The following is a 24,076-nucleotide window of genomic DNA, read 5'->3' as shown; positions in this document are numbered from 1 at the left end:
GGCTCATGTCTCCTCGGCACGCCGGTGGTGCGGCCAGGAGGGCAGGCGCAGCCGGTGGAGGTGCAGTCGGTGGGGGTGCAGTCGGTGCTTGAGGCGCAGTCGCCAGGCCGTGTCGCGCTCGCCGACGTGGATGCGGGGGAGGGCGTACGGGCCGCTCAGCTCGCCCGGGTCGATGGCGCAGGCGTAGGCGTAGCCCGCTTTCCGCACGGCGTCGATCGTCCGGCGGTCCACCCTCCCGTACGGGTAGCAGAAGCCGTCGACGCGGTCGCCGGTCAGGTCGCGGAGCAGCGCTCTGCTGTCGTTCACCTCGGCGCTGAGCAGCGCGTCGTCGGCCCGGGGCAGGTCCACATGGCTGAGACCGTGCGAGCCGATCTCGACTCCCTCGGCGGCGGCGAACCGGATCCCCTCCGCCGACAGCAGCGGCTTGCGAGGACCGAGCGGATCCCAGGCGTTGTCGCCGCCCAGCCGGCCCGGGAGCACGAACAGGGTGGCGCCGCACCCGTGGCGGCGCAGCAGGGGCAGGGCGTGGGTGACGAAGTCGGCGTAACCGTCGTCGAAGGTGAGCCCCACGAGGTTCTGCCCCGCGCTCCGGGCGCGCGCCGTGAGCAACTCGCGCATGCCGACGCCGCGCAGACCGCGACGGCGCAGCCAGCCGAGCTGCCGGTCCAGGCGCTGGGGGGAGACGGTGACCTGGTACGGGTCGTCAGGGCAGTCGTCCACGGAGTGGTACATCGCCACCCAGGGGGGCGGGCCGCAGGTGTGCGCCGACGTAAGGGGGGACAGGCCTGGATCAGCGGAGACGGGCATGTGCGTGCTTTCGGGAGAGGGTACGGAGCGAGGATGCGAGCCCCTGCCCGCCCGGCGTCCGGGCCAGCAGCAGGAAGACGACGGTCACGGCCGTGCCGCCGACCGTGAGCCCGAGGACCGCGGAGCCGACGTGGTGCGCGCAGTACCAGCCCACGGCACAGGCGGCCACCGCCGCGCGCAACGGAGTACCCATGGCCGCCAGCACCCGCCGGGTGCGGATCGGCACGCCTTGGGTTCCCATGCCGCGCAGCAGGATCAGGGCGGTGAGCGTGATCCCGGCCGCGTTGGCCGCGGCGATCCCCGACACGCCCCACGAGCCGACGGTGGCCGCGCCCGTCCAGGTCGTGGCGACGATCCCGGCGGTCATGGCGGCCAGCGGGTACCAGGTGGGCCGCCCCGCCGAGAAGTACGACCGGACGAGCGCGCCCACCAGCGCCTGGCCGAGCAGCCCGAGTGCGTACACACGCATGACGGCGGCGGTGGCCGCGCTGTCCCGCGCGGTGAACGCGCCCCGCTGGAACAGCAGATCGACGAGTTGCGGCGCGCACGCCACGACGGCCGCGGTGCCGAGCAGCACGACGTACGACACCACCCCGAGGTCGCGCTCGACGCGGTCACGGGCCCGCTCGGTGTCCCCGCGGGCGAGCGCGTGCGCCACGACGGGGAAGGTGACCGTGCACAGCATCAGGGCCAGCACCATCGGCATCTGCGCCACCTTCTGGGCGTAGTTCAGATGGGAGATGGCGCCGGCGGGGAGCGTCGAGGCGAGGAAGCGCTCGATGAGGACCTGGGACTGACGGCACAGGGCGAAGAGCAGGACGGGAACGATGAGGGCGAGGTTCACGGCCCGCCGGTCGGTCGCGTCGTCGCTCGGGCCGGCCGGGTGAGCGGCGTCGGCCGGGGCCGCCGCGTCCGCCGCGCCGGCCGGGGCCACCGTGTCCTCCGGGGCCGCTGGGTCCGCCGGGACCGCCGTCCCAGCCGGGTGGGGCGGGCTCGCGGTGCCCGCCGGGAGCGTCGTGTCAGCGGTGGCGGACGTCTGATCACGGAACAACTGCCTCAGCAGGGAGGGGAGCTGGACGAGGAACATCGTGGCCCCGCCCACCGCCACACCGATCGCCGCCGCCCGTACGCCCCAGCGCGCGCCGAGCATCAGCATCGCCGTGATGATGGCGAGGTTGTGGGCCACGTAGATCGTCGCGGGCGCCACGAACCGGCGGTGCGCGCGCAGGACGGCGCTGCAGTAGCCGGCGAGGCCGAAGGTGAGGACACAGGTGCCGGTCAGGCGGGTGCAGTCCACCGCGAGATCCGGATCCGGAAGCCCGGGCGCCAGCACCTCGACCACATACGGGGCCCCGCAGACGAGGACCGCCGCCGCGACGGTGAACGCCGGAGCGAGCCTGGGCAGGGTGCCGCGGACCAGAGCGCGCACCGGGTCGTCGGGCGCGCGCCGAGTGCGCCGGGCGATGGCCATGCTGAACGCCGGAACGAGGACGAAGGCCAGCCCGTCCTCGATCAGCAGTGTCGCCGCGTACTCCGGCAGCGTCCAGGCGATCAGGAAGGCGTCCGTCTCCCTCCCGGCGCCGAACAGGTGTGCCATCGCCTGGTCTCGGCCGAGGCCCAGCAGCGCACCGGCTGCGGAGAGCGCGACGGTCACGAGGGCGGCCCTGGCCAGGAAGCCCCGGGAGGCGTACGTGGTGCCGTCGCTCTCCGGGCGGCCCGAGCCGACGCGCGCCGGGGGGACGCGGGGGTCCTCGGTCCGCGCGGGAGGGACGGTCATCATGCCGCGGACTCCTCGGAGCCGGCGGGGTCGTAACGCGCCAACGCCCACCACGCCGTCAGCCCGAGACAGACGGCGGTGAGGACGGTCGAGGGCCCGCCGATGTCCGCGTACGCGAAGAAGACCAGTTGCCAGACCAGCAGACCGCAGGCGACGAGGCCGCAGTCGAGGCCGGGGGCCTGCGCGCGGCGCGCGCGGAGCATCCTCCGCAGGCCCAGCACCAGCAGGGCCAGCCAGCTCCCCGCGAGAGTGACCAGTCCGAGGAGCCCCTGCTCGCCGAGCACCAGCAGGTACATGTTGTGCGGCGACAGCAGCGGCTGCCTCCGGAACACCGCGCCCGCGCCACCGGTGTCGCTGCCCGACGACAAGGCCAGTGAGGCGTGGCCGTCGCGGTGTTCGGGGAAGCCCTTGACGCCGACGCCCGTCAGCGGCCGCTCGCGCCACATGTCGGCCGCCGCCGCCCACATCGTGTACCGGTCGGTGACCGACTGGTCGGGGCTCTCGGCGACCTGCCCGATGCTGTGGAACCGCTCCGCCAGCAGCGTGGAACCCACTCCGAAGCCGCCCACGAGGATCACGGTGACGGCGGCCGTGACCGCGCCCACCCTGACGGCCCGACGCAGGCCCGCGCACACACACTGCGCCCCGCAGGCGAGGACCGTCGCGATCCACGCGCCCCGGCTGAGCGACACGGCCAGCGGCACCACCAGCACCAGCGCGCACACCAGGGCCGACGCGCGCTGCCTCACCGACGAGGTCCCCAGCGCCAGGCCCGTCGCGCAGACCAGCCCGACGGCGACCACAAAGGCCATTCCGATGACGTCACCCGGCCCGAAGGTGCCGACGGCCCGGATGTCCCGGCCCATGTACGTGGCACCGGTTCCGGTCGCGTACTGGTGCACGCCGACGGCGCCCTGGCACAGCGCCAGCGCCACGACCGCCCAGGCCAGCAGGCGGAGATCACGCCGGTCGCGGACGAGCAGCACGACGGCGGCCGGGACGAGCACGAACAACTGCAGGTAACGCGCGTAGCCCGCGAGCGCCGCGTCCGGTACCCCGGCCCCCGCCGTCGCGACCGCGAGCCCGATCACGGGCAGGGCCAGGACCACCGCGGCGGTGCGCGACAGGGGTCGCCGCCGGTGCCGCAGCAGACGTGCCGCGCAGTACAGCACGAGGATCCCCGAGGCGGCGTCGGCGGGGGTCGGGCCGCCCTGGTGGTCGGGGGCCACCGGCAGCATGAGCAGAGCGATCACCGCCACGACCGGCAGGACGGGCGTCAGCCGGCGCACGGCGGGAAGGAAGGACGTCAGCGGGCGCGCGGCGGGCAGGAAGGGTGCGTGGCTCACCTGTGTCAGCTCCCCGGCGCCCGGACCAGTGCGGCGGCGGTGCGCAGCAGAATGCACACGTCCTGCCAGAGCGACCAGTCGTCGATGTACGCGTTGTCGAACCGGGCGCGGTCCTCGATGGAGGTGTCGCCGCGCAGCCCGTGGATCTGCGAGAGTCCGGTGAGCCCCGTCGGCATGCGGTGGCGGCCGGCGTAACCCGGGTGGGTCTGGCTGAACTTGGCGACGAAGTAGGGGCGTTCGGGGCGCGGTCCGACCAGGCTCATGTCCCCCCGGAAGACGTTCCACAGCTGGGGCAGCTCGTCGAGCGACGTACGGCGCAGGAAACGGCAGAACCGGCTCATGTCCCGCGCCCCTGCCACGGTCCAGCGGGTGGCTGCCTCGTGCTGGTCGGCCGGACGGTGAGTGCGGAACTTCAGCAGGGTGAAGGGACGGCCCCCCTTGCCCGTGCGCTCCTGGCGGAAGAGGACCCCGGGCCCTTCAGCGACGCGCAGCACGAGGGCGCAGCCCACCAGTGCCGGGGCGAGGAGGAGGAGCAGCAGCCCCGAGACCAGCACGTCGAGGGCCCGCTTGCCGGGGTTGCCGCCGTCGCGCCGCCGCACCTCCAGGCGGCGGCAGCGGAAGCCGGCCATCCGCTCGTGCGGCGTCCAGGGGCCGACCCCGTGGCCGGTCCCTTCGAGGACGCCTCCGGTGAGGTCGTGGACGCGACGACCGCCGTCGTCGTACAAGGCGGGGGCGGTCCCGCCGTACGTCTCCACGGCCGAGCACACCTCCCACAGGGCGAGCCCCGGCTCGGCCGGCGTCCTCAGCAGCAGGTTGTGCCGGCCCGCCGGTCCGGCGACGAGCAGGGCCCGCACTCCGTTCTGGATGACAGCCCGCTGCACCTCCTCGGCCGTGGTGAGCACAGGCAGCGTCCCGCCGCCGCCCGTGTCGTCGGAGACGACGCCCACCGGCCTGAGACCGCACCGGGGATGGCGCAGGAAGGCGGCGGCCACACGCTGGGCGGTGGCGGCCGGGCCGACGACGAGGGCCGCGGCGGGGTGGCGGACCAGTTCCCGGCGGCGGTGCCAGTGCACGGCGCCGCGGGCGGCGCAGCCGGCCGCCGACTGCAGAGCACAGCCGGTCAGCAGGGTGCGGGCGGACAGGGAGTACGCGGGGGAGAACGCCGCCACCAGGGCCGCCAGCGCACACCAGCTCACGGTGATCCGGGCGCAGAGTGCGGGCAGTTCCTCCAGGGCGGCCGGCACGACGGCGGGGCGGTACAGCCCCGCCCGCACGTTCAGACAGACCACGGCGAGCATCAGCGGCGCGGCCAGCAGGGGGTGCGGCAGTTCGACGGCGACGAAGGCCGCGGCGGCCGTGTCCGCCGCGAGCAGCGGCAGTGCGGGGAGGGAGCCTCCCTCGCCGCGCTGACCGGTGGGGAGCCGGAGACCGTCGGCGGCTGCGCGCGGGGCGAGGACCGAGACGGAGGGGAACCCGCGCTCCGGCGGCTGGGCTCCGGCCGGGGAAAGGGTGGGTTCGGCGGTCACGAGCGCGTGAACTCCCTGCACTCGGTGGGGGCCTCGCGGTGGGCCGTCCGGCGGCCGATGAACCGGCGGTAGAGGTCCGCGACCGCCTCGGCCGAGTGCCCCACGTCGTGCGCGGTCAGGATGTGCCGGCGTCCCTCGTGACCGAGCGACTCGCGCAGCAGCGGGTCGAGCAGCGCCCCGGTGAGCGCGTCGGCCAGCGGACCCGGCCGGCCGGCGGGCACCAGGCAGTGCGCCCGATGACCGGGCGGCAGACTCTCGCGTGCTCCGGTCACGTCGGTGACCACCACGGGCCGTCCGCACGCCATCGCCTCCAGCGGTGCCAGGGCCATGCCTTCCCACCGTGACGGCAGGACCACGAGATCGGCGGCCTGGTACCAGGGCACGCAGTCGGTGACGGCCCCGGCGAACAGCACGCCCTCGGGAGCGCGCTCCCGCAGACGCCGTTCCTCCGGCCCGTCCCCGACGAGCACCAGCCGCGCGCCGGGTGCCCGCCGCAGGACCGCGGGCCACGCCTCCAGCAGCACGTCCTGCCCCTTCTGCCGGCACAGCCGCCCCACGCAGACGACCAGCGCAGCCGTCGGGTCGAGGCCGGCGAGCGGGGCCAGACGGGCACGGGCGGCGGTCCTGTCGGCGAGGCGGAAGCGTTGCGGGTCGACGCCGTTGGGGATCACCCGCCACTGGGCGCGCACCCCGGCCCGCAGGCCACGCGCGCGCTCCGCCTCGCTGACACAGAGCACGACATTGGCCCACCGAGCCGCCCACCGCTCCCACACCACGGCGGCTACGGCCGTCACACCGCCCGCCGCGTCGAACGACCAGGCGTGTGGCTGGAACACCGTCGGGATCCGCCCCCGTACCGCGAGTCGGGCGGCGAGCCCGGCCTTCGCGCTGTGGGCATGCAGTACGTCCGGCCGGATCTCTTCCACCAGGCGTGCGAGCCGGCGCACCTCACCAGGGAGCGAGGCGCCCGGCGCTCGCTTCGCCGGCCAGTCCCGCACCTGTGCGCCGTAGCCGCGCAGTTCCCGGTGCGGACCGCCGATCGGGCACGCGACGGCCACGTCGAAACCGGCCGCGCACTGCGCGCGCACCAGGTCGCAGACCACTCGGGCGACGCCGCCGTCCACCGGCTGGGCGACGTGAAGGACACGCGGCGACGGAGGAAGAGGCGGTGGGCGCATGCGCGGATTCCTTACGTACGGGTGAGCCGGTCACCACGGTGCGGGGGCATCCGGCAAGGAGTGGACCTCATACGACGAGCCACCGAACGTGCCGATCTCCTCGGGCGTCGCACTGGAGTGATCCCGGGGGTGACGCATGACCGGCGTGACCCTTTCAGGTGAATGTCGACTTGCCGGTTAACTGAAGATGCGTCACTTTATCCCGCTATCTCATATTTATCGGTCAAGAGTGACAAGCGTGTTGACAGAGCTTCAGCTTTTCGCCCGGCTCCGCCCGGGCGCCCCCCTCGGGGAGAGGGGAGCGTCCTCCCTCGGGGAGAGAGGGGCGTCCTCTCGCATGCTTTGCGCCGAACGTGCCCCGAGTGGTCCGGACCTCTCGCACGCCCTCTCACTAGCGGCGATGCCCCGCGCCGCAGTGGGTGATGGTCACTTTCAGTGGTCAAGCGGTTGCAGAGTGGAGTCGCGGATTTCATGGTGGACGCAAGACCCAAGCACTACCTGCGAAAGGAACTTCCATGCGTGCACTCTCGGCCCGGCAGATCGCGTCCTCCGCGCTCTGTGCCACGCTTCTGCTCGGCGTCACGGCCCCCGCTGCCCTGGCGGCCGACACCGAGCGGGACCGCTCCACAGTGACGGCGCCTCCCGTCGGCTCCGACGCGGTCACCGGGCAGATCCAGTCGCTCGGCGAGGCCGGCGCTGTGATGACCGAAGTAGTCAAGCTGGTGGACGCCGCGATGAAGGCCGAAAACGGCCGGCTCCCGGCAGCGGAGGCGGACAGGCTCGGCAGAGCGGCCAGGTCCGCCATCGAGAAGGCCGCCGCCTCGGCGCGGACGAACTCGGCATCCGTGTCGCCGACATCGGCGCAGGGCGCGGCGCGTGAGGCGCAGGCGCCGGTCGACCTGGGCCCCCTGCTCGAGGCGCTGCTGGGCGGCGTGACCGGCGTCGTCCAGGCCGCCACGGGCGCCGGGGGCAATGTGGTCACCGAGGCCACGAAGCTGGTGAACGGTCTCGTGACCTACGTGGCCTCCGTCGCCTCCAACGTCGGTGGAGCGCTGCCCAGCCTGTCGGCCACGCAGTCCTGAACGTCGGGCCGTGCGCCTGAGGCGAAGCAGGCGCACGGTCTTCGGTGTCGTACCGACCCGCAATGGGTCGGTGCGATTTTTTTGTGCCGGGCGGATTCCCTCCGCCTCTCGTTCATATGAAATTCAAAACGCCCGGAGCGATGAAGTGCGGGCGATGAAGTGCGGGCCTTCGATCGGGTGAGTTCCCGGCGGAAGCGAGGAATTTCCCCTGACCGGGGGTTTCCGTGATGCCCTGACCTCGTTGAAGGTGGAGAAGTGATTCCGCTGGTGACTTCCGCGTTGCCCGAGAAGGGGACCCGATGAAGTCTTCGCAGGCCGCCTCCATGAGCCTCGGCCCCGTGCCCGCCCCTGCTGCCGCCGTGCCGGCCATGGACCACGCACACGAGTGTGCCGCGCCGATGGACCCCGTGGTGGCGGCAGGGAGCCGGGCCGAGAGCGGTGCCGCCGCTCGGCGGCTGAAACGCCGAGACACGGCGCTCCCCGGGAAGACCGGGATGTGCGCGCTCCGTCGGCCCGAGGGCGTGAACGAATTCCTCGGCCGCCCGGAAAGCGGTGCGACGGTGGATTCCACTTGCGGGACCGAGCGGTCCGGACGCCCATTCATCCCGGGCTCTCTCGGATGTGGTCCCGGCCTTTTGCCCAGGCTGTCCGTCCCGTCGTGGACGGGTAAGGAGACAGACCATTGCCCACAAGCCAGCAACCCCCACTGCCACCGGCACCTCATGATGACCGCACAGCCACCGGCCACCGGAAAACCACCGGACGGCGTCGCGTTCTCTACGGGCTGTTCGCGTTCGGATCCCTGGCGGCGCTGTCACCGACGCTGAGGGCCTCAGGGACGGCCGATCGTGCGCAGCAGGGCTTCGACGTGACCTACGGCGGACGTCGCATCGTCGGCGTCGTCCGGGATGGCCTGGCCCAGGGCCACCCCTCCGAAGGGTGGCACGTCACCGTGGACGGGCGGCCTCTGCATCTGATGCGTCGGGCGGACGGCAGCTGGCTGAGCATGGTCGACCACTACGGGTCCTACCCGACACCGCTCGCCGCGGCGCGCGCGGCCGTCGACGAACTGCGCCTCGCCACGCGGCTGGGCGCGCCCGGTGACAACGCTTCGCCGAGCGGGCACGAGGGGACTGAAGGGGGCCACGGCAGTGGTGTACACGCGTAAGGACGTCAGCACGTTGACCAAGGCAGAGCGGCGTCGGTTCGTCGCCGCGCTGCTGGAGGTCAAACGCAGGGGCGAGTACGACGAGTTCGTGCGCATGCACATCGACTACTACGTCCCCGACGGCGAACGCGGACTGCGCGCCGCCCATATGTCGCCCTCGTTCCTGCCCTGGCACCGCATGTTCCTGCTGGAGCTGGAGCGTGCGCTGCGCCGGGTGGACGAGTCGGTGACCCTGCCGTACTGGGACTGGACGCGCGACCGCAAGGCGACGGCGGTGCCCTGGACCGACGACCTGCTCGGCGGCACCGGCCGGCGTTCCGACCGACAGGTCATGACCGGCCCCTTCGCCTTCCGGAACGGGCGGTGGCCCATCAACGTGGGGGTCACCGACGCCGAGTACCTCATGCGCGACCTCGGCCGCCCGCGCGATCCCATCGCCCTGCCCACGAAGAAGGACCTGGAGTGGGCCCTCAGTGACCCCGTCTACGACACGGCTCCCTGGGACTCCACCTCCGCCAAGGGGTTCCGCAACAAGCTGGAGGGATGGGGGCCGGGGCGGGGATCCGCCTCGTGGCGCACTCACAACCGGGTCCACCGCTGGGTCGGCGGACACATGGTGGGTGGCGCGTCCGTCAACGACCCCGTCTTCTGGATGCACCACGCCTTCGTCGATCTTCTCTGGACCCGCTGGCAGCGGCGGCACGGAGGCGGCCGGTACCTCCCGGCGAAACCGCCGGCCCCGGGCAACGCACAGCGCGGCCGGGTCGTCGCCCGGCACGAGAAGCTGCCGCCGTGGGACGTGACTCCTCAGAAGATGTGGGACCAGAGCCGGATCTACCGGTACGCATAGCGCGGACGGGTGAATCGGTGCCGTCCCGCATGGGTGAGGGGCCGCCCCGTCGGACCGCTCGCATGACCGCGGTTCGACGGGGCGGCCCTCGCCGCGTTGCCTCCGCCGGCCTTGTCGGTGGCGGAATCCGAGGGGGTGAGGGGGTGGCGTGCTGTCAGCCCCGGACGGCCGAGTGGGGGACGGCCACGCGTGTCGCCGCCCGGACCACGCCGTCGCCTACAGGTCGGCGGCATGCCGGATCGGGACGCACCGCGACTGCACCGAATCCTCTCCGGCTGCGGCGCCGACGGGCATCCCGCTGGTCTACGAGACCTGCGACTGCCCGTGCCATGCAGCGGCAGGCGGCAAACCGACACTCCCCACCAAGGTGACCGAGAGGCGCGTGGGCATGACGCCACAGAATGGACTCAGGCTTCTGCCCTGGGCGGGACCGGACGGCAAGCCGTGCTACCTGAGTACCGACGACCCCGAGGGCTACATGTCCTGCCTGGCGGACCACATCGAGTCAGTTCAGCTGGGCAGGCAAGGGAGTTCCTGGAGGAAGCGCGGCAGGTCCCCGATGGCACTGCCATGAACGTGCACAAGCTGAGCCTCCTCGCGGCCGAGCTGGCAGGCGCCTTGCGAGACGTGATCCGCGTTGCGACGAGCCGCGGAGAGCGCCTGGCAGTACCGGATTGCTCTGAAGACGACTGACCGCTTGATCATCGCCCGGCCTCTGGGGTAAGGCTACGCAGTACAAGCAACACAGGAGGGAGCCTCGCCCTCGGGTGGGGCTCCTGCTTCAGCCGACGACAGTCAGCCACGACGGCGGGTGCGTCGACCGATCACGCACGCGTGTGGCTCGCCGCACCCCACCGGCCTCAGCCGCGCCGCCATGTCGTCAATGAGGGGCCAGCTTGCGAGCCGCTGTGCGGCGAGGGAGGGATAGTGGGGCAGAGCAATCAGCGGTCAGCAAGGCTTCGGCTGATGAGGCTGCGGTCTCTTAATCGGATGCGTGCCAGAGAGCGGCAAGGGGAGCCGGACGGGAGCCAAACAGACGAGGAGTCAGGCGGTCACCCCTCCCGGCCAACCGAGTCTCACTCGCGAGCGTGGGATACGACGCTCGTGCTTGGTATTGGTGGACTTCTGCTGACCGCGCTCGGTCTGGTGGCAACTGGCGCAGGGACGGTGTGGGGTGTCCTAGTGGCACAAGACCAGCTTGACCAGTCGAAGGAGCAAGCGGAAAAGGAGAACCGGGCGCAGGCCTCGCGAGTATCATTCTGGGTCGATAAGGGGTCACTTGGTAAAGACCGTTACCACTTGATGAACAGGTCACCGGACCCGTTGTATTCAGTGACTCTCCAGTTCAGCGCCTTCTTGGGTCCGGGATCAGGCGGGGAGCCGATTGAGTATCGGAAGTATCTAGCGAGTCTTCCCCCTTGCTCAGATCTCGTCTTCGACTTGGGCATGCTGGAACGAAGGAAGGGGAAGAACTGGGAGCCGCTGCCTGAGGATGCCTCCCTTCACGCATACTCAGTGCTTTTCACGGATCGAGACGGCAACTACTGGACACGCAGCCAAAGAGCTTTGGACGAACAGACCGAAGAGGACTATGGCCGACAAGCTGAGAGCGATGGGGAGTTGGGCGCCTTCGCGGGTGAACCAGCACTTGTACCAGCGCCTGCATGTGGCTATGAAGCGAAGTGACCGTCACGTCAGCAACGAGTCAGGAGATGGCGAGCAGGGCATCCATGGGGCGTGATCAAGTTGTGTGGGATTCCAGCCCGATCAGAAGCTGTTGCCTTTCCGAGAGTGACGGGTGCGTTTCCGCTGGTCAGGTGTAGGTGCGGTGTTTCGGCGGCAGGGACGAGGTGTCGTGTCGTCTTTGCGGTGGAGGTGCCGGGATGCCGTCGGTGATGGGGTTGCTGGAGGAGCGTGAACGCGCCGCTCGGCAGCGGGTGGAGGCTCTTCAGGCCGAGCTGCGGGAGGCCGAGGCCGTGTGGGAGCGGTTCGTGATCGCCCGTGAGACGGTGGGCGAGGTTCTGGCGGAGCCTCGCGGTGGCGAGTCCGTCCCGCCAGTCGTGGTGGCCGGCGAACGGCCGGTGCAGGTCACGGCGGCGGTGCCCGGTTCGGTGGTGCCGCACTGGCAGGAAGGACTCGCCCCGACGGTTCTCGCGCCGGACTACCAGCGGATCATGGACGTCCTGGCCGGTGGGACGCACGGGGAGGCGATGGACTGCCGGCAACTCGCGGCGGCTGTCGGGCTGGAGCCGGTCCCGGCGAAGGTGGAAGGGCTGCGGTCGAAAGCGAAGCGTCTGGCCGCACGGGGCTGGCTGACGGAAAAACGCCCGGGGCTGTTCAGCGTGCCCGTCGCACGAGTCGGCGGCTCATGACCATGCTCATCGACCACCGGATCAACGCCTGCGAGGTGTCGGTGCGCTTCTCGTCGTCGCGGGCCAGTGGGCGTGAGTGCATCAGCCACGCGAACGTGCGCTCCACCAGCCATCTCTTCGGCAGCACGGTGAAGCCGCTGGTGTTGTCGCTGCGTCTGACCACCGTCAGCGCGACGTGCAGGACCTCGCGGGTGAAGTCGGCCAGGCGCCCGGTGCAGCCTCCGTCGGCCCACACCCGCGTGACGCGCCAGTGCCGTGCGTGCAGCCGGGCCAGCAGGGTCTGCCCGGCATCCCGCTCGGTGACCGAGGCCGCGGTCACCATCACGGCCAGCAGCAGTCCGAGGGTGTCGACACGATGTGCCGCTTGCGGTCGTTGACCTTCTTTCCGCCGTCGAAGCCCCTGGTCGCGGCCGGCACCGACGCGGCTCCCCTCACCGACTGCGCGTCGATGACGGCCGCCGTCGGCTCCGGATCCCGGCCTGCAGCCATGCGGACCCGGTCACGCAGCCGGTCGTGGAACTCGGCGGCCAGGCCCTTGTCCCGCCAGCGCCGGAAGAAGGCGTGGACGCGGTCCCACGCGGGGAAGTCCGCGGGCATCGCCCGCCAGGTGATGCCACCCGCGACCAGGTAGCGCACCGCGTCGACCATCTGCCGGTGGCAATAGCTCTCCGGCTGCCCGCCGCGGCCCTCCAACCAGCCGGGGACCGGCATCGCGTCACGTACGACCGCCCACTCCGCGTCGCTCATGTCGGACGGATACTTCGGTCGCCTGTACGGCCGATCCCCGGCGTTCCCGAACCGGTGAGCGAGACAATCACACGACAGGGACTCCGAGTTGGACGACATCAGCGCCAGCACGGAAGACTGCAGCACCAGGGGCCTCCTGTTGCCCGGTTGGATTCGACACCCACGAGCTGTGCGGGAGGCCCCGCTCTCATGCCCGGCCAGCCAGAAGACCACCCGACCGAGTCGACGATTTCGAACTCACGCTCACCAAGATCGATAGAGCAACGGCTTCTAAGACCGCTGTCGCGGAGAAGGCATCAACCACACGGGGCCCCTCCGAGCCGATCAGGAACGGTACCGCTAGAGGCGGGAACTCAAGGGCGCAAGCGGCACCGCAGGATCCTCAAGGTCGTCATGAAGCACGCAAACAGGCGCGGTCTCCTCCGGGACAACCCCCTTCCCAAGGGCAAGGAGGCGACGGCCGTCACCAGGACGAGCAATGCCGTGGACAAGCGCTGCCTCCTCAACGCCGATCAAGCGGCGGCACTCCTCGGCCACATCCGGCAGCGGTCCCGGGGAGGCAAGCGGCTGCACGCGTTCTTCGCGACGCTGTACTACTGCGGGCCGCGTCCGGAAGAGGCCGTGGCCATGCGCGTGGCAGATGTGAAGCTGCCCGGTAGCGATGCCGCCGACCAATGGTGCGAACTGGTGATCCACACCGCGACTCCGGAAGTCGGCAAGCAGTGGACGGACACGGGGGAGATCCACGAACGGCGCGACCTCAAGGGCCGGGCCGAAGGTGACGCACGCACGGTGCCAGGGCATCCCGCCCTGACCCGCATCCTGCGGCAGCACATCGAGGATGAGCAGCTGAAGCCCGGTGATCTCCTCTTCCAGGGCGAGAACGGCGGCATCCTCGCGGGATCCGTCATCCGTCGCGCCTGGCGCGGTGCTCGGCAAGCGGTGCTGCCACCGCACGTATTCGACTCGCCTACGGGCAGGCGGGTCTACGACAATCGCCACACACGCCTCACCAAGTGGCTCAACGACGGCATACCGCCCGCTCAGGTCGCCGAGTGGGCCGGCAACAGCGTGCCCGTGCTGCTGGCCACCTACGCCCGGTGCGTCGACGGGCAGCCGCCTGACCTGAAACGGCGGCTCGAAGCCGCTGGAGACCTGCCGGAGCCTGTCGAAGATCAGTGTGCCGATTTCCCAGGGGCTCGCCGGAAGTCGTCCTGATCAGCGCCCAGAACTTCGACACGTATGCGACACGGCGACCCACAGAATCCCGTTGACAGCCGTACAGCCCCGGAGTCCCACCCTCGGCCATGGAGGGGGCTCCGGGGCTTTCTGCCAGGTCCCGATACGGCGTCCGACCAGCAAAAACGCCCTCCCGGAGGAGGGCGGGGTGTGGGCGCCCCCGGCAGGACTCGAACCTGCGGCCAAGCGCTTAGAAGGCGCCTGCTCTATCCACTGAGCTACGGGGGCCTGGTCTGATGGCCTCTGTCCTGGGGCCCGAGTGTGGGCTGATCCGTGACGGTGCCGGGGACAAGGATAGGGCTCCCAGGTCCTTGTCCCTGCTCCTTCGCCTCCATGGCTCAATGTGGAGGTTCGGTGAAGCGGTCCTGATAATCGCAGGCAGGTACGAATCGTGCACCTTTTTTGGCGCCTCGCGCCTCGGGTGTTGTGCACTCGTTATGCCTGAGCCCCTCTCGCCCCCTCCGTCCCATGGGCCCTGTCGGCGCGCAGACGTGCTTATATGCTTCAGAAAGTCCACAAAATTGGGCATTCTTCGCATGTGGTGACCTTGGACGTACGGCCTCAGCTGCTCGACGCGCTCTCCACCCTGCGCGACCGTGTCGCCGCCGCGCGCTTCCCGCTCCCCTTGGCGGGGGCCCCGCGGGCGCGTGCCAACCGCGACGAACTGCTCGCACAACTCGACGACTACCTGGTGCCCCGCCTGCGGGAGCCCGAGGCGCCGTTGCTCGCCGTTGTGGGCGGCTCGACCGGAGCCGGCAAGTCCACCCTCGTCAACTCCCTGGTCGGGCGGATGGTCAGCGAGGCAGGGGTGCTGCGGCCGACGACCCGTACGCCCGTACTCGTGTGCCACCCGGAGGACCACCACTGGTTCAGCGGCATGCGGGTTCTCCCCAGTCTGACGCGCACATGGCTGCCCCAGCAGGAGCCGGGCCAAGGTCTCGATGACGATTCCCTTCCCGCACGCAGGGAAGGTGAGCGCTTCCTGCGCATCGAGACCGCAGAGAGCCTCCCGGTCGGGCTCGCGCTTCTCGACGCGCCCGACATCGACTCCCTCGTCGCCGAGAACCGTGTCCTCGCCGCCGAACTCCTCTGCGCCGCGGACATCTGGGTGATGGTGACCACGGCCGCCCGGTACGCCGACGCCGTCCCCTGGCACCTGCTGCGCACCGCCAAGGAGCACCGGGCCACCTTTGTCACCGTCCTGGACCGGGTGCCCCACCAGGTGATGGCCGAGGTCTCCCGGCAGTACGCGGCGTTGCTGACCAAAGCGGGGCTGGGCGACGTACCCCGGTTCACCGTGCCGGAGCTGCCCGAGTCGGCCTGGGGCGGCGGGCTGTTGCCTGCCAGCGCCGTCGCGCCGCTGCTGGCCTGGCTCACGGAGCAGGCGACCGACCCGGCGGCACGGCAACAGGCCATGGCCCGCACCGCCCACGGCGTACTCGACTCGCTGCGGACCCGGATGCCCGAACTGGCCAGCGCGGCCGCCCAGCAGTACTCCGCCGCCCTCCGGATCACCGCGGCGGTCGACATGGCGTACGACGGCGAGCACGCGCGCGTGAAGAAGCGGTTGCAGACCGGGGCCGTGCTCGCGGGTGATGCCCTGAAGCGATGGCGCAGCTATCCGCTCGACTGTACCGCCGGTGAGCTGCTCGACGCGCTCGTGGAGAGCCTCGCAGCGTTGCTGATGTGCGCTGTCACCGCCGCCGACGAGCGCATCCGCGAGGCCTGGCGGCGCGAACCGGCGGCCGTGGACGCCGGGCTGATGGACCGTCTGTCGGAGCCGGGGAACGCCGAGCACCGCATCGGGATGACCGTACGGCGCTGGCGGCGGGTCCTCGAGGAGTACGCCGAGGAAGAGGTGCGCCTCCTCGACCGGGGTGTGGCGCCGGACCCCGAGGTCATGGCCGCCCTGGTCGCGACGGCCCTGCTGGGCGGACGTCGCGCCCGATCGGCGGGGGAGGGGCTCGCCGAGCGGATCGGGGCACACGGCGCGCTGCGGCTGCGTGATCGCGCCGGGCGGCTGCTCACCGAGTGCCTCGACGGTGTGCTCGACGCCGAGCGGGACCGCCGTCTCGCGCCCCTCGACGCGCTGGACGTACACGTCGAGCCGCAGGCAGAGCTCATCGCCGCGCTGTCCGTACTGCAGAAGGAGAGGTGACCGCCGTGACTGCCGTCACTGACCACGCGGATCAGGCCGGGGACGGTGTCCCCGAAGAGGGCGACGGCCAGGGAAACGGCCTCCCTGGGGGCGACATGGACGACATGGACGACATGTTCGGCAAGCAGCGCCCCAGGGATGACGAAGGGCGCCCGGGGGCGGGGAACGAGGACTCAGGAGGCCCGGACATGCAGGCGTCCCCAGCGGCCGGAAGAGCCGGAGAGGCTGGAGGTGCCACAGAGGCTGGAGGTGCAGTAGAGGCCGAAGGGGGCTATGGGGCAAAGAGCACTTCTGAGGTCAGTGACATCAGCGGGGAGGGAACGCGCGAGAGCGTCGGCCGCGCCACCAGGGATTCCGATGAGCCGCAGAGCGCCGGCGGCTTGGAGCGCTCGGAGATCGAGCAGGGCGAAGCTCCGGAGAAGCCGGCGAAGCGGGAGAAGCGCGGGAGCTGGTGGAGCTGGGCGATTCGAGAGGAGAGGGACAGCGGGGAAGGGCACGGAAAGAGTGCCCACGCGCGCGTGGAGGGCGATGACGCCCCCGACGAGACCCCTTCGGGCCGTGCCGTGTCCGCGGTGTCAGCCGGGACCGCCGGCCGTACGGAGCCGGAGGGCTCCTGGGACGACGGGCTCATCGCTCGGCGGGTGTCCGAGCCGAGCGACTCGGAGCGGGTCACCCCGGTGACGACGGGGGACACGGGGCCCGCCGCCGCGCAGTCGGTCAGCCCCCTGTCGTACGACGCGGCCCTGCGGTCGCGGTTGGACGCGCTGCGGGAGCTGGTCGGGCTGTCCCGCACACGGCTGGACAGCGGCACGCTCGCCGAGGCGGGGCGGGTGCTGGACGAGGCAGCGGCGCGGCGCAAGCTGTCGGGGCAGCACACGGTCGTCGCCATCGCGGGCGCCACCGGCAGTGGCAAGTCGACACTCTTCAACGCGCTCGCGGGCGTGGCGATCTCGGAGACGGGCGTACGCAGGCCCACCACGGCGGCACCCATCGCGTGCAGTTGGAGCGACGGCGCGGCGACCCTCATCGACCGGCTCGGCATCCCGGGGCGCCTGAGGCGGCGTCCGGTGCAGAGCCCGGAGGCGGAAGAGCAGTTGCGCGGGCTCGTCCTGGTGGACCTGCCGGACCACGACTCGGCGGCGGTGCAGCACCGGCAGCACGTCGATCGGATCCTGAGGCTGGTGGACGCGGTCATCTGGGTCGTCGACCCGGAGAAGTACGCCGACGCGATTCTCCACGAGCGGTATCTGCGGCCCCTGGCAGGTCACGCCGAGGTCATGTTCGTGGTGCTCAACCAGTTGGACCGGCTGCCCGGGGAGGCCGCGCACCAGGTGCTCGACGATCTGCGGCGGCTGCTCGACGAGGACGGGATCGCGCTGGGCGAGTACGGCGAACCTGGGGCCACGGTGCTTGCGCTGTCCGCACTGACCGGGGACGGGGTCGGCGAACTGCGGGAGGCGCTCGGGCAGTTCGTGGCCGAGCGTCAGGCGCCGGCCCGCCGGGTCCAGGCCGATCTGGACGCGGCCGCCGCGCGGCTGTGGCCGGTGTACGCGACCGGGCGGCGCACGGGGCTCAGCGAGCGGGCGCGGGACGAGTTCGCCGCCCGGCTCGCGGACGCGGTGGGCGCCACGGCTGCGGGCGAGGCCGCCGAACGGGCCTGGCTGCGCAACGCCAACCGTGCGTGCGGCACCCCCTGGCTACGGCTGTGGCGCTGGTACCAGGGCCGGAGCGGCCTTCCGACCAGGCGTCACTCCCCGAGGATGCCCGTGGACGAGGAGGCCACCGCGCGGCAGCGCGTCGAACAGGCCGTACGGATGCTGTCCGACCGCGCCGTCGCGGGTCTGCCCGCGCCGTGGGCCCAGGCGGTGCGCGAGGCGGCGGCGCGCGGGGCGCAGGGGCTGCCCGAGGCGCTGGACGAGCTGGCGGCACGGGTGGGAGCGCCCACCGGACGGCCGCCGCGCCCTGGCTGGTGGCCCGCCGCGGTGCTGGTCCAGGCGTCCATGACCCTGCTTCAGGTCCTCGGCGGCCTGTGGCTGGTGGGGCAGATCGTCGGTGTCATGTCCCCGAACCTGGGGGTGCCTGCGCTGCTGATGGTGATCGGCATCGTCGGCGGCCCGGTCGTGGAGTGGGGTTGCAGACTGGCGGCACGGGGGCCTGCCCGGCGCTACGGCCAAGAGGCGGAACGGCGGCTGTGGGAGGCGGCCGCGGGGTGCGGCCGGGCGCGGGTGCTGGACCCGGTGGCGGCCGAGCTGCTCCGCTACCGGGAGGTGCGGGAGCAGTACGGACGGGTGCTGGGAACTACGCCGGTGGGGTGAGCGCCCATCCTCGTACACATCGTTCACCCGGTCGGGTGGCGAAGTTCTCCACAACTCACGGGTAGTGCACAGGGCTCAGCGGGCTCGGCCCGACGGCGGCAGTCTGGATTCGCGGCGATCACGGCGCACCGGATCCCTCCCATGGAGAGGAGGGGGCGGGGCGGCGCGGTCACCTGCGACAGACGCGGTCGTACGGGACGAGCCCGTACGTGTATCCGGCCGGCGTCGGTGCCGGCGTGAGGGACGGTTCGTGAGATGAACGAGACGATGGTGTGTGTGGTGGGGAATGTGGCGACCCAGCCGGTCTGCCGCGAGTTGTCGACGGGCTCCTCGGCCCGGTTCCGGCTGGCGGTGACCGCGCGGTACTGGGACCGGGAGAAGAGCGAGTGGACCGACGGCCATACCAACTTCTTCACGGTGTGGGCGCGGCGTACCCTCGCGGCGAACGTGGCCTCGTCGGTGTCGCTGGGCGATCCGGTCGTGGTCCAGGGGCGGTTGAAGGTGCGCACCGAACAGCGGGACGGGCAGAGCTGGGTCTCGGCGGACGTCGACGCGGTGGCGATCGGCCACGATCTGTCGCGGGGCACCTCGGCGTTCCGGCGGACGCTCAGGGGGGAGACGGCGGCGCAGGCGCCGGCCCGGCCGGAGCCGAACTGGGAGACACCACCCCCAGGGCAGCGGCTCGACGCGGAGGCCGAACCATTTCCGGAGTCAGTCGGGGTGACGTGACATCAGGGACCGGGCGAGGCGCGACATCAAGGCGAGGTGGTGACACGACATCGGAGTGCAAGTGACGTGGCGTCAGGGTGCGTGTGCCGCTTTCGATGAGCGTCGCCCCGGTCGAACTGCGGCCTATCGGGGGGTCTGTTGTGAACACTCCGGACGTGAAACTCATCGATTTGTCGATTTGCCCTGTCTGTGAGCTGTGCGGGGGATAACGATTCCGAGTCGGATCGGTTGTCCGTCCATACGACTGGGAAGAGTGGTGCGCCGCATCCCTAGGATGCCGGGCATAGCTCACGGGGCTTCTGATTCTGCTGGTGGGACCACACCCCCCACGTCAACGGGTCCTGCTCGAAGGGAATTTCTGTGGTTTCTTCGTTCTCGGCGTCGTTCTCCGTGTCGTCCGGGCGGTCCGCGTGCAGACGAGGAGCGGCCCGTCTCGCCGCCGTGTCGCTCGCGTCCGGCCTCCTCGCCGCGGGCGTGATCGTCACGGCGGGCGCGGCCGTCGCCGAGGAGGAGGCGGTGCAGAGCCCGGGCGGAGCGACGGCCACCATCGGCGGCCTGAAGACGTACGGGACGGCCGTGATCCGCACCGACGGCGGGGAACAGCAGCTGCCCGCAGGGCTGTTCGAGATGTTCGTCGATGGCGGCGGCACCCTGCAGACCTACTGCGTCGACGTCCAGAACCCCACGCAGAAGGACGCCAAGTACCAGGAGACGGCCTGGAGCGGCACATCCCTGGGGCACAACGAGAACGCCGGCCGGATCAACTGGATCCTGCAGAACTCCTACCCGCAGGTGAACGACCTCGCGGCCCTGGCCGGCAAAGCGGGCGCCAAGGGGCTCACCGAACAGGACGCGGCGGCCGGCACCCAGGTGGCGATCTGGCGGTACTCGGACGGGGCCGACGTGACGGCCCTCGACCCGGAGGCCGAGAAGCTCGCGGACTACCTGGAGAAGAACGCCCGGAACCTCTCGGAGCCGACGGCCTCGCTGACCCTCGACCCACCGGCGGTCTCCGGGCGGGCCGGTGAACGCCTCGGGCCGGTCAAGGTGCGCACCAACGCCGACGCGGTGACGGTGACCCCGCCGTCGGACGCCACAGCCGCCGGGGTGAAGATCGTCGACGCGGGCGGCAAGGCCGTGACCTCCGCGCGCGACGGCAGCGAGCTGTACTTCGAGGTGCCCGAGGACACCGAGGACGGTTCGGCCGAGCTGGCCGTCGAGGCCTCCACCACCGTGCCGGTGGGCCGTGCCTTCGCCTCCGAGACCCGCAGCCAGACCCAGATCCTCGCGGGTTCCAGCGCGTCCACGGTCTCCGCCACGGCCACCGCGACCTGGGCCTCGGCCGGCGCGATACCCGCACTGTCCGCCGAGAAGAACTGCGCCGAGGGCGGCCTCGACCTCACCGTGGCCAACCCCGGGGACGAGCCCTTCACCTTCGAGCTGATGGGGATCGAGTACGGCATCGAGGCGGGCGAGACCCGGACGGTGACCATCCCGCTCCAGGAGGACCAGGCGTACGACTTCACGATCAAGGGAGCGAACGGCCTCACGAAGCACTTCCGGGGCGTCCTCGACTGCCGGACGGAGACCGAGGCCGGCGCGGCCGGCGAGTCCGTGCAGACGCTGAGCGAGCCCAGCCCGGCGACGGTGGGCGGCAACACCGCCACCGACTCCGCCGGAGACCTCGCCGAGACCGGCAGCTCCGGGGCCACCCCGGTGATCGGGGGCATCGCCATCGCCCTCGTCGTGATCGGCGGCGCCGTGATGATCGTCCTGCGCAAGCGGGAGCAGCAGAAGCAGTAGTCCCAGGAAAGAGTTCCTTGGCAATTCAACAGTGAGTGACCGCTCGGTGACATCCGCGAGCGACGCGGCCCCGGTACGCCCCCTGGCGCCGGGGCCGCGTCACTCTTTCCGGGGGCTCACCATCCGGTTTCCGTCGAGGGCTGGCCGTGCGGCAAGATGGGTGGTACTGCCCACTGCCAGATTTCAAGTTGCCGGACGGTTTCTCTTGGCTGAGTTCATTTACACCATGCGCAAGACGCGCAAGGCGCACGGCGACAAGGTGATCCTTGACGACGTATCGCTGAGCTTCCTGCCCGGCGCGAAGATCGGTGTGGTCGGTCCGAACGGTGCGGGTAAGTCCACCGTCCTCAAGATCATGGCCGGTCTGGAGCAGCCGTCGAACGGCGACGCGTTCCTCTCTCCCGGGTACACCGTCGGCATCCTCCTCCAGGAGCCGCCGCTGAACGAGTCGAAGACGGTCCTGGAGAACGTCCAGGAGGGCGTTGCCGAGATCAAGGGCAAGCTCGACCGGTTCAACGAGATCGCCGAGCAGATGGCCACCGACTACTCGGACGCGCTCCTCGAGGAGATGGGCAAGCTCCAGGAGGAGCTGGACCACGCCGAGGCCTGGGACCTGGACGCCCAGCTGGAGCAGGCGATGGACGCACTCGGCTGCCCTCCCGGCGACTGGGCCGTGACCAAGCTCTCCGGTGGTGAGAAGCGCCGCGTCGCCCTCTGCAAGCTGCTGCTGGAGGCCCCCGACCTGCTGCTCCTCGACGAGCCCACCAACCACCTGGACGCCGAGTCGGTGAACTGGCTGGAGCAGCACCTCGCCCAGTACAAGGGCACCGTCGTGGCCATCACCCACGACCGGTACTTCCTGGACAACGTGGCCGGCTGGATCCTGGAGCTCGACCGCGGCCGGGCCATCGGCTACGAGGGCAACTACTCGACGTACCTGGAGACCAAGCAGTCCCGTCTCAAGGTCGAGGGCCAGAAGGACGCCAAGCGCGCCAAGCGCCTCAAGGAGGAGCTGGAGTGGGTCCGCTCCAACGCCAAGGGGCGGCAGGCCAAGTCCAAGGCGCGTCTGGCCCGCTACGAGGAGATGGCCGCCGAGGCCGAGAAGATGCGGAAGCTGGACTTCGAGGAGATCCAGATCCCGCCGGGCCCCCGTCTGGGCAACGTGGTCGTCGAGGTCAACAACCTCAGCAAGGCCTTCGGTGAGAAGGTCCTGATCGACGACCTGTCCTTCACGCTGCCGCGCAACGGCATCGTGGGCGTCATCGGCCCGAACGGCGCGGGCAAGACCACCCTGTTCAAGATGATCCAGGGCCTGGAGCAGCCGGACGCCGGCACCATCAAGGTCGGCGAGACCGTCAAGATCTCCTACGTCGACCAGAGCCGCGAGAACATCGACCCCAAGAAGACGCTGTGGGCCGTCGTCTCCGACGAGCTGGACTACATCAACGTCGGCCAGGTCGAGATGCCCTCCCGCGCCTACGTCTCGGCGTTCGGCTTCAAGGGCCCCGACCAGCAGAAGCCGGCCGGTGTCCTCTCCGGTGGTGAGCGCAACCGCCTGAACCTGGCGCTCACCCTGAAGCAGGGCGGCAACCTGCTGCTCCTCGACGAGCCGACCAACGACCTCGACGTCGAGACCCTGTCGTCCCTGGAGAACGCGCTCCTCGAGTTCCCCGGCTGCGCCGTGGTCGTCTCCCACGACCGCTGGTTCCTCGACCGTGTGGCGACGCACATCCTCGCCTACGAGGGCGACTCCAAGTGGTTCTGGTTCGAGGGCAACTTCGAGTCGTACGAGAAGAACAAGATCGAGCGGCTCGGCCCGGACGCCGCCCGTCCGCACCGCGCCACCTACAAGAAGCTGACTCGGGGCTGATCTTGCGGCACATCTACCGCTGCCCACTGCGCTGGGCGGACATGGACGCGTACGGCCACGTCAACAACGTGGTCTTCCTCCGCTACCTGGAGGAGGCCCGTATCGACTTCCTGTTCCGCCCGGAGAAGGACTTCAAGCAGGGGTCCGTGGTGGCACGCCATGAGATCGACTACCGGCGGCAGCTCGTCCACCGGCACAAGCCGGTGGACATCGAGCTGTGGGTCACGGAGATAAGAGCGGCGTCCTTCACGATCACCTACGAGGTCAAGGACCCCGAGCAGGTCTATGTCACGGCCTCCACGGTGATAGTGCCGTTCGACTTCGAGGCGCAGCGGCCCCGCCGGCTCACCGCGGAGGAACGCGAGTTTCTTCAGGAGTACCGGGACGACGAGGAGGAGGGGGCCGTCGCGGCATGACGGTGCTCCACCTCGCCGACGAGGGGGAGGCGGCGGATCTCGCGGCCTTCCTCTCCCGGCTGCTCCACTACGACCGTGGAGCTTCGGTACGCCTCCAGGCCGCGGGTACCGCACTCGCCGTCTTCGGCAGGCCGCCGTCCTTCGAGGTGCTGGCGATCCGGGCGGTACGGCTGGCGAAGCCGTACGAGAACGGGTTGGACGTCACGCTCGACGTGACCGTGTCGGCCGGTGAACTGCTGGAGTCGATCGACGAGTCGGCGGCCACCGCGGTCGTGCCCGCCGCCGTCACCGGGCCGCCATGGGCGGGGGTGCTGCCTCCGCGCGGCGGCTGGCGCCGCGAGCCGGGGCTGCCGGCCCAGGACACGGTGCGGGCGATGGTCGCCGAGGCCGTCACCGAGTTCCGCTCCCGAACGGGAGAGCTGGCGCCGGAGCGGCGCACCCGCGCCGAGCTGGATCGCATCGGGCGGGAGATCTGGTCCCGGCCGATCGGGGACACCGCCCTGCCCGTACGGGCCGCGCACGCGGCCCAGTCGCTCGGCTTCCTGAGGCAGACCGGGGGCCGCCCGGCCGAGGAGCAGGAGCCGGCGCTGTTCTCGTCGGGCGCGTGGCTGCGCCTGCGCACGCCGTACGGGTCGATCGCCGTACGGCGCGCGGGGCTCGGCGCGCTGGACGTCAGCGTCCGCTGACCACCCG

Annotated in this window: 19 protein-coding genes, 1 tRNA gene and 1 pseudogene; 13 read left to right on the top strand and 8 right to left on the bottom strand. The window is 71.0% G+C overall.

The genetic code is table 11. The features are described from left to right. Window positions 1-3: 3 nt before the first annotated feature. From ACZ43N_RS39560 to ACZ43N_RS39540, 5 genes are read right to left on the bottom strand one after another with little or no spacing between them, the layout of a single operon-like run. On the bottom strand, window positions 4-807 hold the full coding sequence (locus ACZ43N_RS39560; RefSeq protein ID WP_468104271.1) for a polysaccharide deacetylase family protein: 804 nt from the start codon (window positions 805-807) through the stop codon (window positions 4-6). Continuing rightward, on the bottom strand, window positions 791-2,584 hold the full coding sequence (gene murJ / locus ACZ43N_RS39555) for a murein biosynthesis integral membrane protein MurJ (RefSeq protein ID WP_468104287.1): 1,794 nt from the start codon (window positions 2,582-2,584) through the stop codon (window positions 791-793). Before murJ ends, ACZ43N_RS39560 begins: the two co-directional genes overlap by 17 nt. Next, a complete protein-coding gene (locus ACZ43N_RS39550) occupies window positions 2,584-3,930 on the bottom strand; it encodes an O-antigen ligase family protein (RefSeq protein WP_468104269.1) in 1,347 nt (448 codons plus the stop codon). The genes murJ and ACZ43N_RS39550 overlap by 1 nt, the downstream gene beginning before the upstream one ends. A 5-nt stretch (window positions 3,931-3,935) precedes the next feature. Next, entirely contained in the window at window positions 3,936-5,456 is a 1,521-nt protein-coding gene (locus tag ACZ43N_RS39545) for a sugar transferase (RefSeq protein ID WP_468104267.1), read from the bottom strand. Further along, window positions 5,453-6,634, bottom strand: a complete 1,182-nt coding sequence (locus ACZ43N_RS39540; RefSeq protein WP_468104266.1) for a glycosyltransferase — start codon at window positions 6,632-6,634, stop codon at window positions 5,453-5,455. Before ACZ43N_RS39540 ends, ACZ43N_RS39545 begins: the two co-directional genes overlap by 4 nt. A gap of 515 nt (window positions 6,635-7,149) precedes the next feature. Between ACZ43N_RS39540 and ACZ43N_RS39535 the strand changes: the two genes are divergently transcribed. The 5 genes and pseudogenes from ACZ43N_RS39535 to ACZ43N_RS39515 all read left to right on the top strand — a co-directional run bounded on the left by ACZ43N_RS39535 (window position 7,150) and on the right by ACZ43N_RS39515 (window position 12,106). After that, the gene (locus tag ACZ43N_RS39535) at window positions 7,150-7,716 is read left to right on the top strand and encodes a hypothetical protein (protein ID WP_468104264.1); all 567 of its coding nucleotides are present in this window, start codon (window positions 7,150-7,152) and stop codon (window positions 7,714-7,716) included. 682 nt (window positions 7,717-8,398) lie between these two features. Then, the gene (locus ACZ43N_RS39530) at window positions 8,399-8,884 is read left to right on the top strand and encodes a tyrosinase family oxidase copper chaperone (protein WP_468104262.1); all 486 of its coding nucleotides are present in this window, start codon (window positions 8,399-8,401) and stop codon (window positions 8,882-8,884) included. Then, the gene (locus ACZ43N_RS39525) at window positions 8,868-9,734 is read left to right on the top strand and encodes a tyrosinase family protein (protein WP_468104261.1); all 867 of its coding nucleotides are present in this window, start codon (window positions 8,868-8,870) and stop codon (window positions 9,732-9,734) included. Before ACZ43N_RS39530 ends, ACZ43N_RS39525 begins: the two co-directional genes overlap by 17 nt. Before the next feature lie 388 nt (window positions 9,735-10,122). Next, window positions 10,123-10,427 (top strand): annotated as a pseudogene (locus tag ACZ43N_RS39520) (hypothetical protein). Between the two features lie 1,190 nt (window positions 10,428-11,617). Then, window positions 11,618-12,106, top strand: coding sequence for a hypothetical protein (locus ACZ43N_RS39515; RefSeq protein ID WP_468104260.1), 489 nt, complete (start codon window positions 11,618-11,620; stop codon window positions 12,104-12,106). On the opposite strand, the gene ACZ43N_RS39510 is transcribed toward ACZ43N_RS39515, so the two are convergent. Together ACZ43N_RS39510 and ACZ43N_RS39505 are read right to left on the bottom strand one after the other, a co-directional pair. Then, window positions 12,072-12,428: a transposase gene (locus ACZ43N_RS39510; protein WP_468104258.1), complete on the bottom strand. Its 357-nt coding sequence runs from the start codon at window positions 12,426-12,428 to the stop codon at window positions 12,072-12,074. The genes ACZ43N_RS39515 and ACZ43N_RS39510 overlap by 35 nt on opposite strands. Then, entirely contained in the window at window positions 12,428-12,853 is a 426-nt protein-coding gene (locus tag ACZ43N_RS39505) for a transposase (RefSeq protein ID WP_468104257.1), read from the bottom strand. The genes ACZ43N_RS39510 and ACZ43N_RS39505 overlap by 1 nt, the downstream gene beginning before the upstream one ends. A 483-nt stretch (window positions 12,854-13,336) precedes the next feature. On the opposite strand from ACZ43N_RS39505, the gene ACZ43N_RS39500 reads away from it, so the two are divergent. After that, on the top strand, window positions 13,337-14,071 hold the full coding sequence (locus ACZ43N_RS39500; protein WP_468104256.1) for a tyrosine-type recombinase/integrase: 735 nt from the start codon (window positions 13,337-13,339) through the stop codon (window positions 14,069-14,071). A gap of 176 nt (window positions 14,072-14,247) precedes the next feature. Here ACZ43N_RS39500 and ACZ43N_RS39495 read toward each other — a convergent pair. After that, window positions 14,248-14,320: transfer RNA gene (locus ACZ43N_RS39495), tRNA-Arg, on the bottom strand. Between the two features lie 271 nt (window positions 14,321-14,591). Between ACZ43N_RS39495 and ACZ43N_RS39490 the strand changes: the two genes are divergently transcribed. From ACZ43N_RS39490 to ACZ43N_RS39460, 7 genes are all read left to right on the top strand, one after another. Continuing rightward, the gene (locus tag ACZ43N_RS39490; RefSeq protein ID WP_468104254.1) at window positions 14,592-16,250 is read left to right on the top strand and encodes a dynamin family protein; all 1,659 of its coding nucleotides are present in this window, start codon (window positions 14,592-14,594) and stop codon (window positions 16,248-16,250) included. 95 nt (window positions 16,251-16,345) lie between these two features. Next, window positions 16,346-18,565, top strand: a complete 2,220-nt coding sequence (locus ACZ43N_RS39485) for a YfjP family GTPase (RefSeq protein ID WP_468104285.1) — start codon at window positions 16,346-16,348, stop codon at window positions 18,563-18,565. A 255-nt stretch (window positions 18,566-18,820) separates the two neighbouring features. Beyond that, window positions 18,821-19,294 carry a single-stranded DNA-binding protein gene (locus tag ACZ43N_RS39480; protein WP_468104253.1) on the top strand — a complete coding sequence of 158 codons (474 nt, stop codon included), beginning with the start codon at window positions 18,821-18,823 and terminating at the stop codon, window positions 19,292-19,294. 360 nt (window positions 19,295-19,654) lie between these two features. Beyond that, window positions 19,655-21,097, top strand: coding sequence for a Cys-Gln thioester bond-forming surface protein (locus ACZ43N_RS39475; RefSeq protein ID WP_468104252.1), 1,443 nt, complete (start codon window positions 19,655-19,657; stop codon window positions 21,095-21,097). Window positions 21,098-21,302: 205 nt separating this feature from the next. Continuing rightward, complete coding sequence (gene ettA, locus ACZ43N_RS39470) at window positions 21,303-22,967, top strand: energy-dependent translational throttle protein EttA (RefSeq protein WP_468104251.1); 1,665 nt, start codon at window positions 21,303-21,305, stop codon at window positions 22,965-22,967. Window positions 22,968-22,969: 2 nt separating this feature from the next. Beyond that, on the top strand, window positions 22,970-23,383 hold the full coding sequence (locus ACZ43N_RS39465) for an acyl-CoA thioesterase (RefSeq protein ID WP_468104249.1): 414 nt from the start codon (window positions 22,970-22,972) through the stop codon (window positions 23,381-23,383). After that, complete coding sequence (locus ACZ43N_RS39460; RefSeq protein WP_468104247.1) at window positions 23,380-24,069, top strand: DUF8185 domain-containing protein; 690 nt, start codon at window positions 23,380-23,382, stop codon at window positions 24,067-24,069. Before ACZ43N_RS39465 ends, ACZ43N_RS39460 begins: the two co-directional genes overlap by 4 nt. The last annotated feature ends 7 nt before the right edge of the window (window positions 24,070-24,076 follow it).

The organism is Streptomyces sp. NPDC030814 (genome assembly GCF_055572155.1).
The sequence above is the reverse complement of the archived record's forward strand: the minus strand, read 5'-3'. Positions and strand labels throughout refer to the sequence as shown.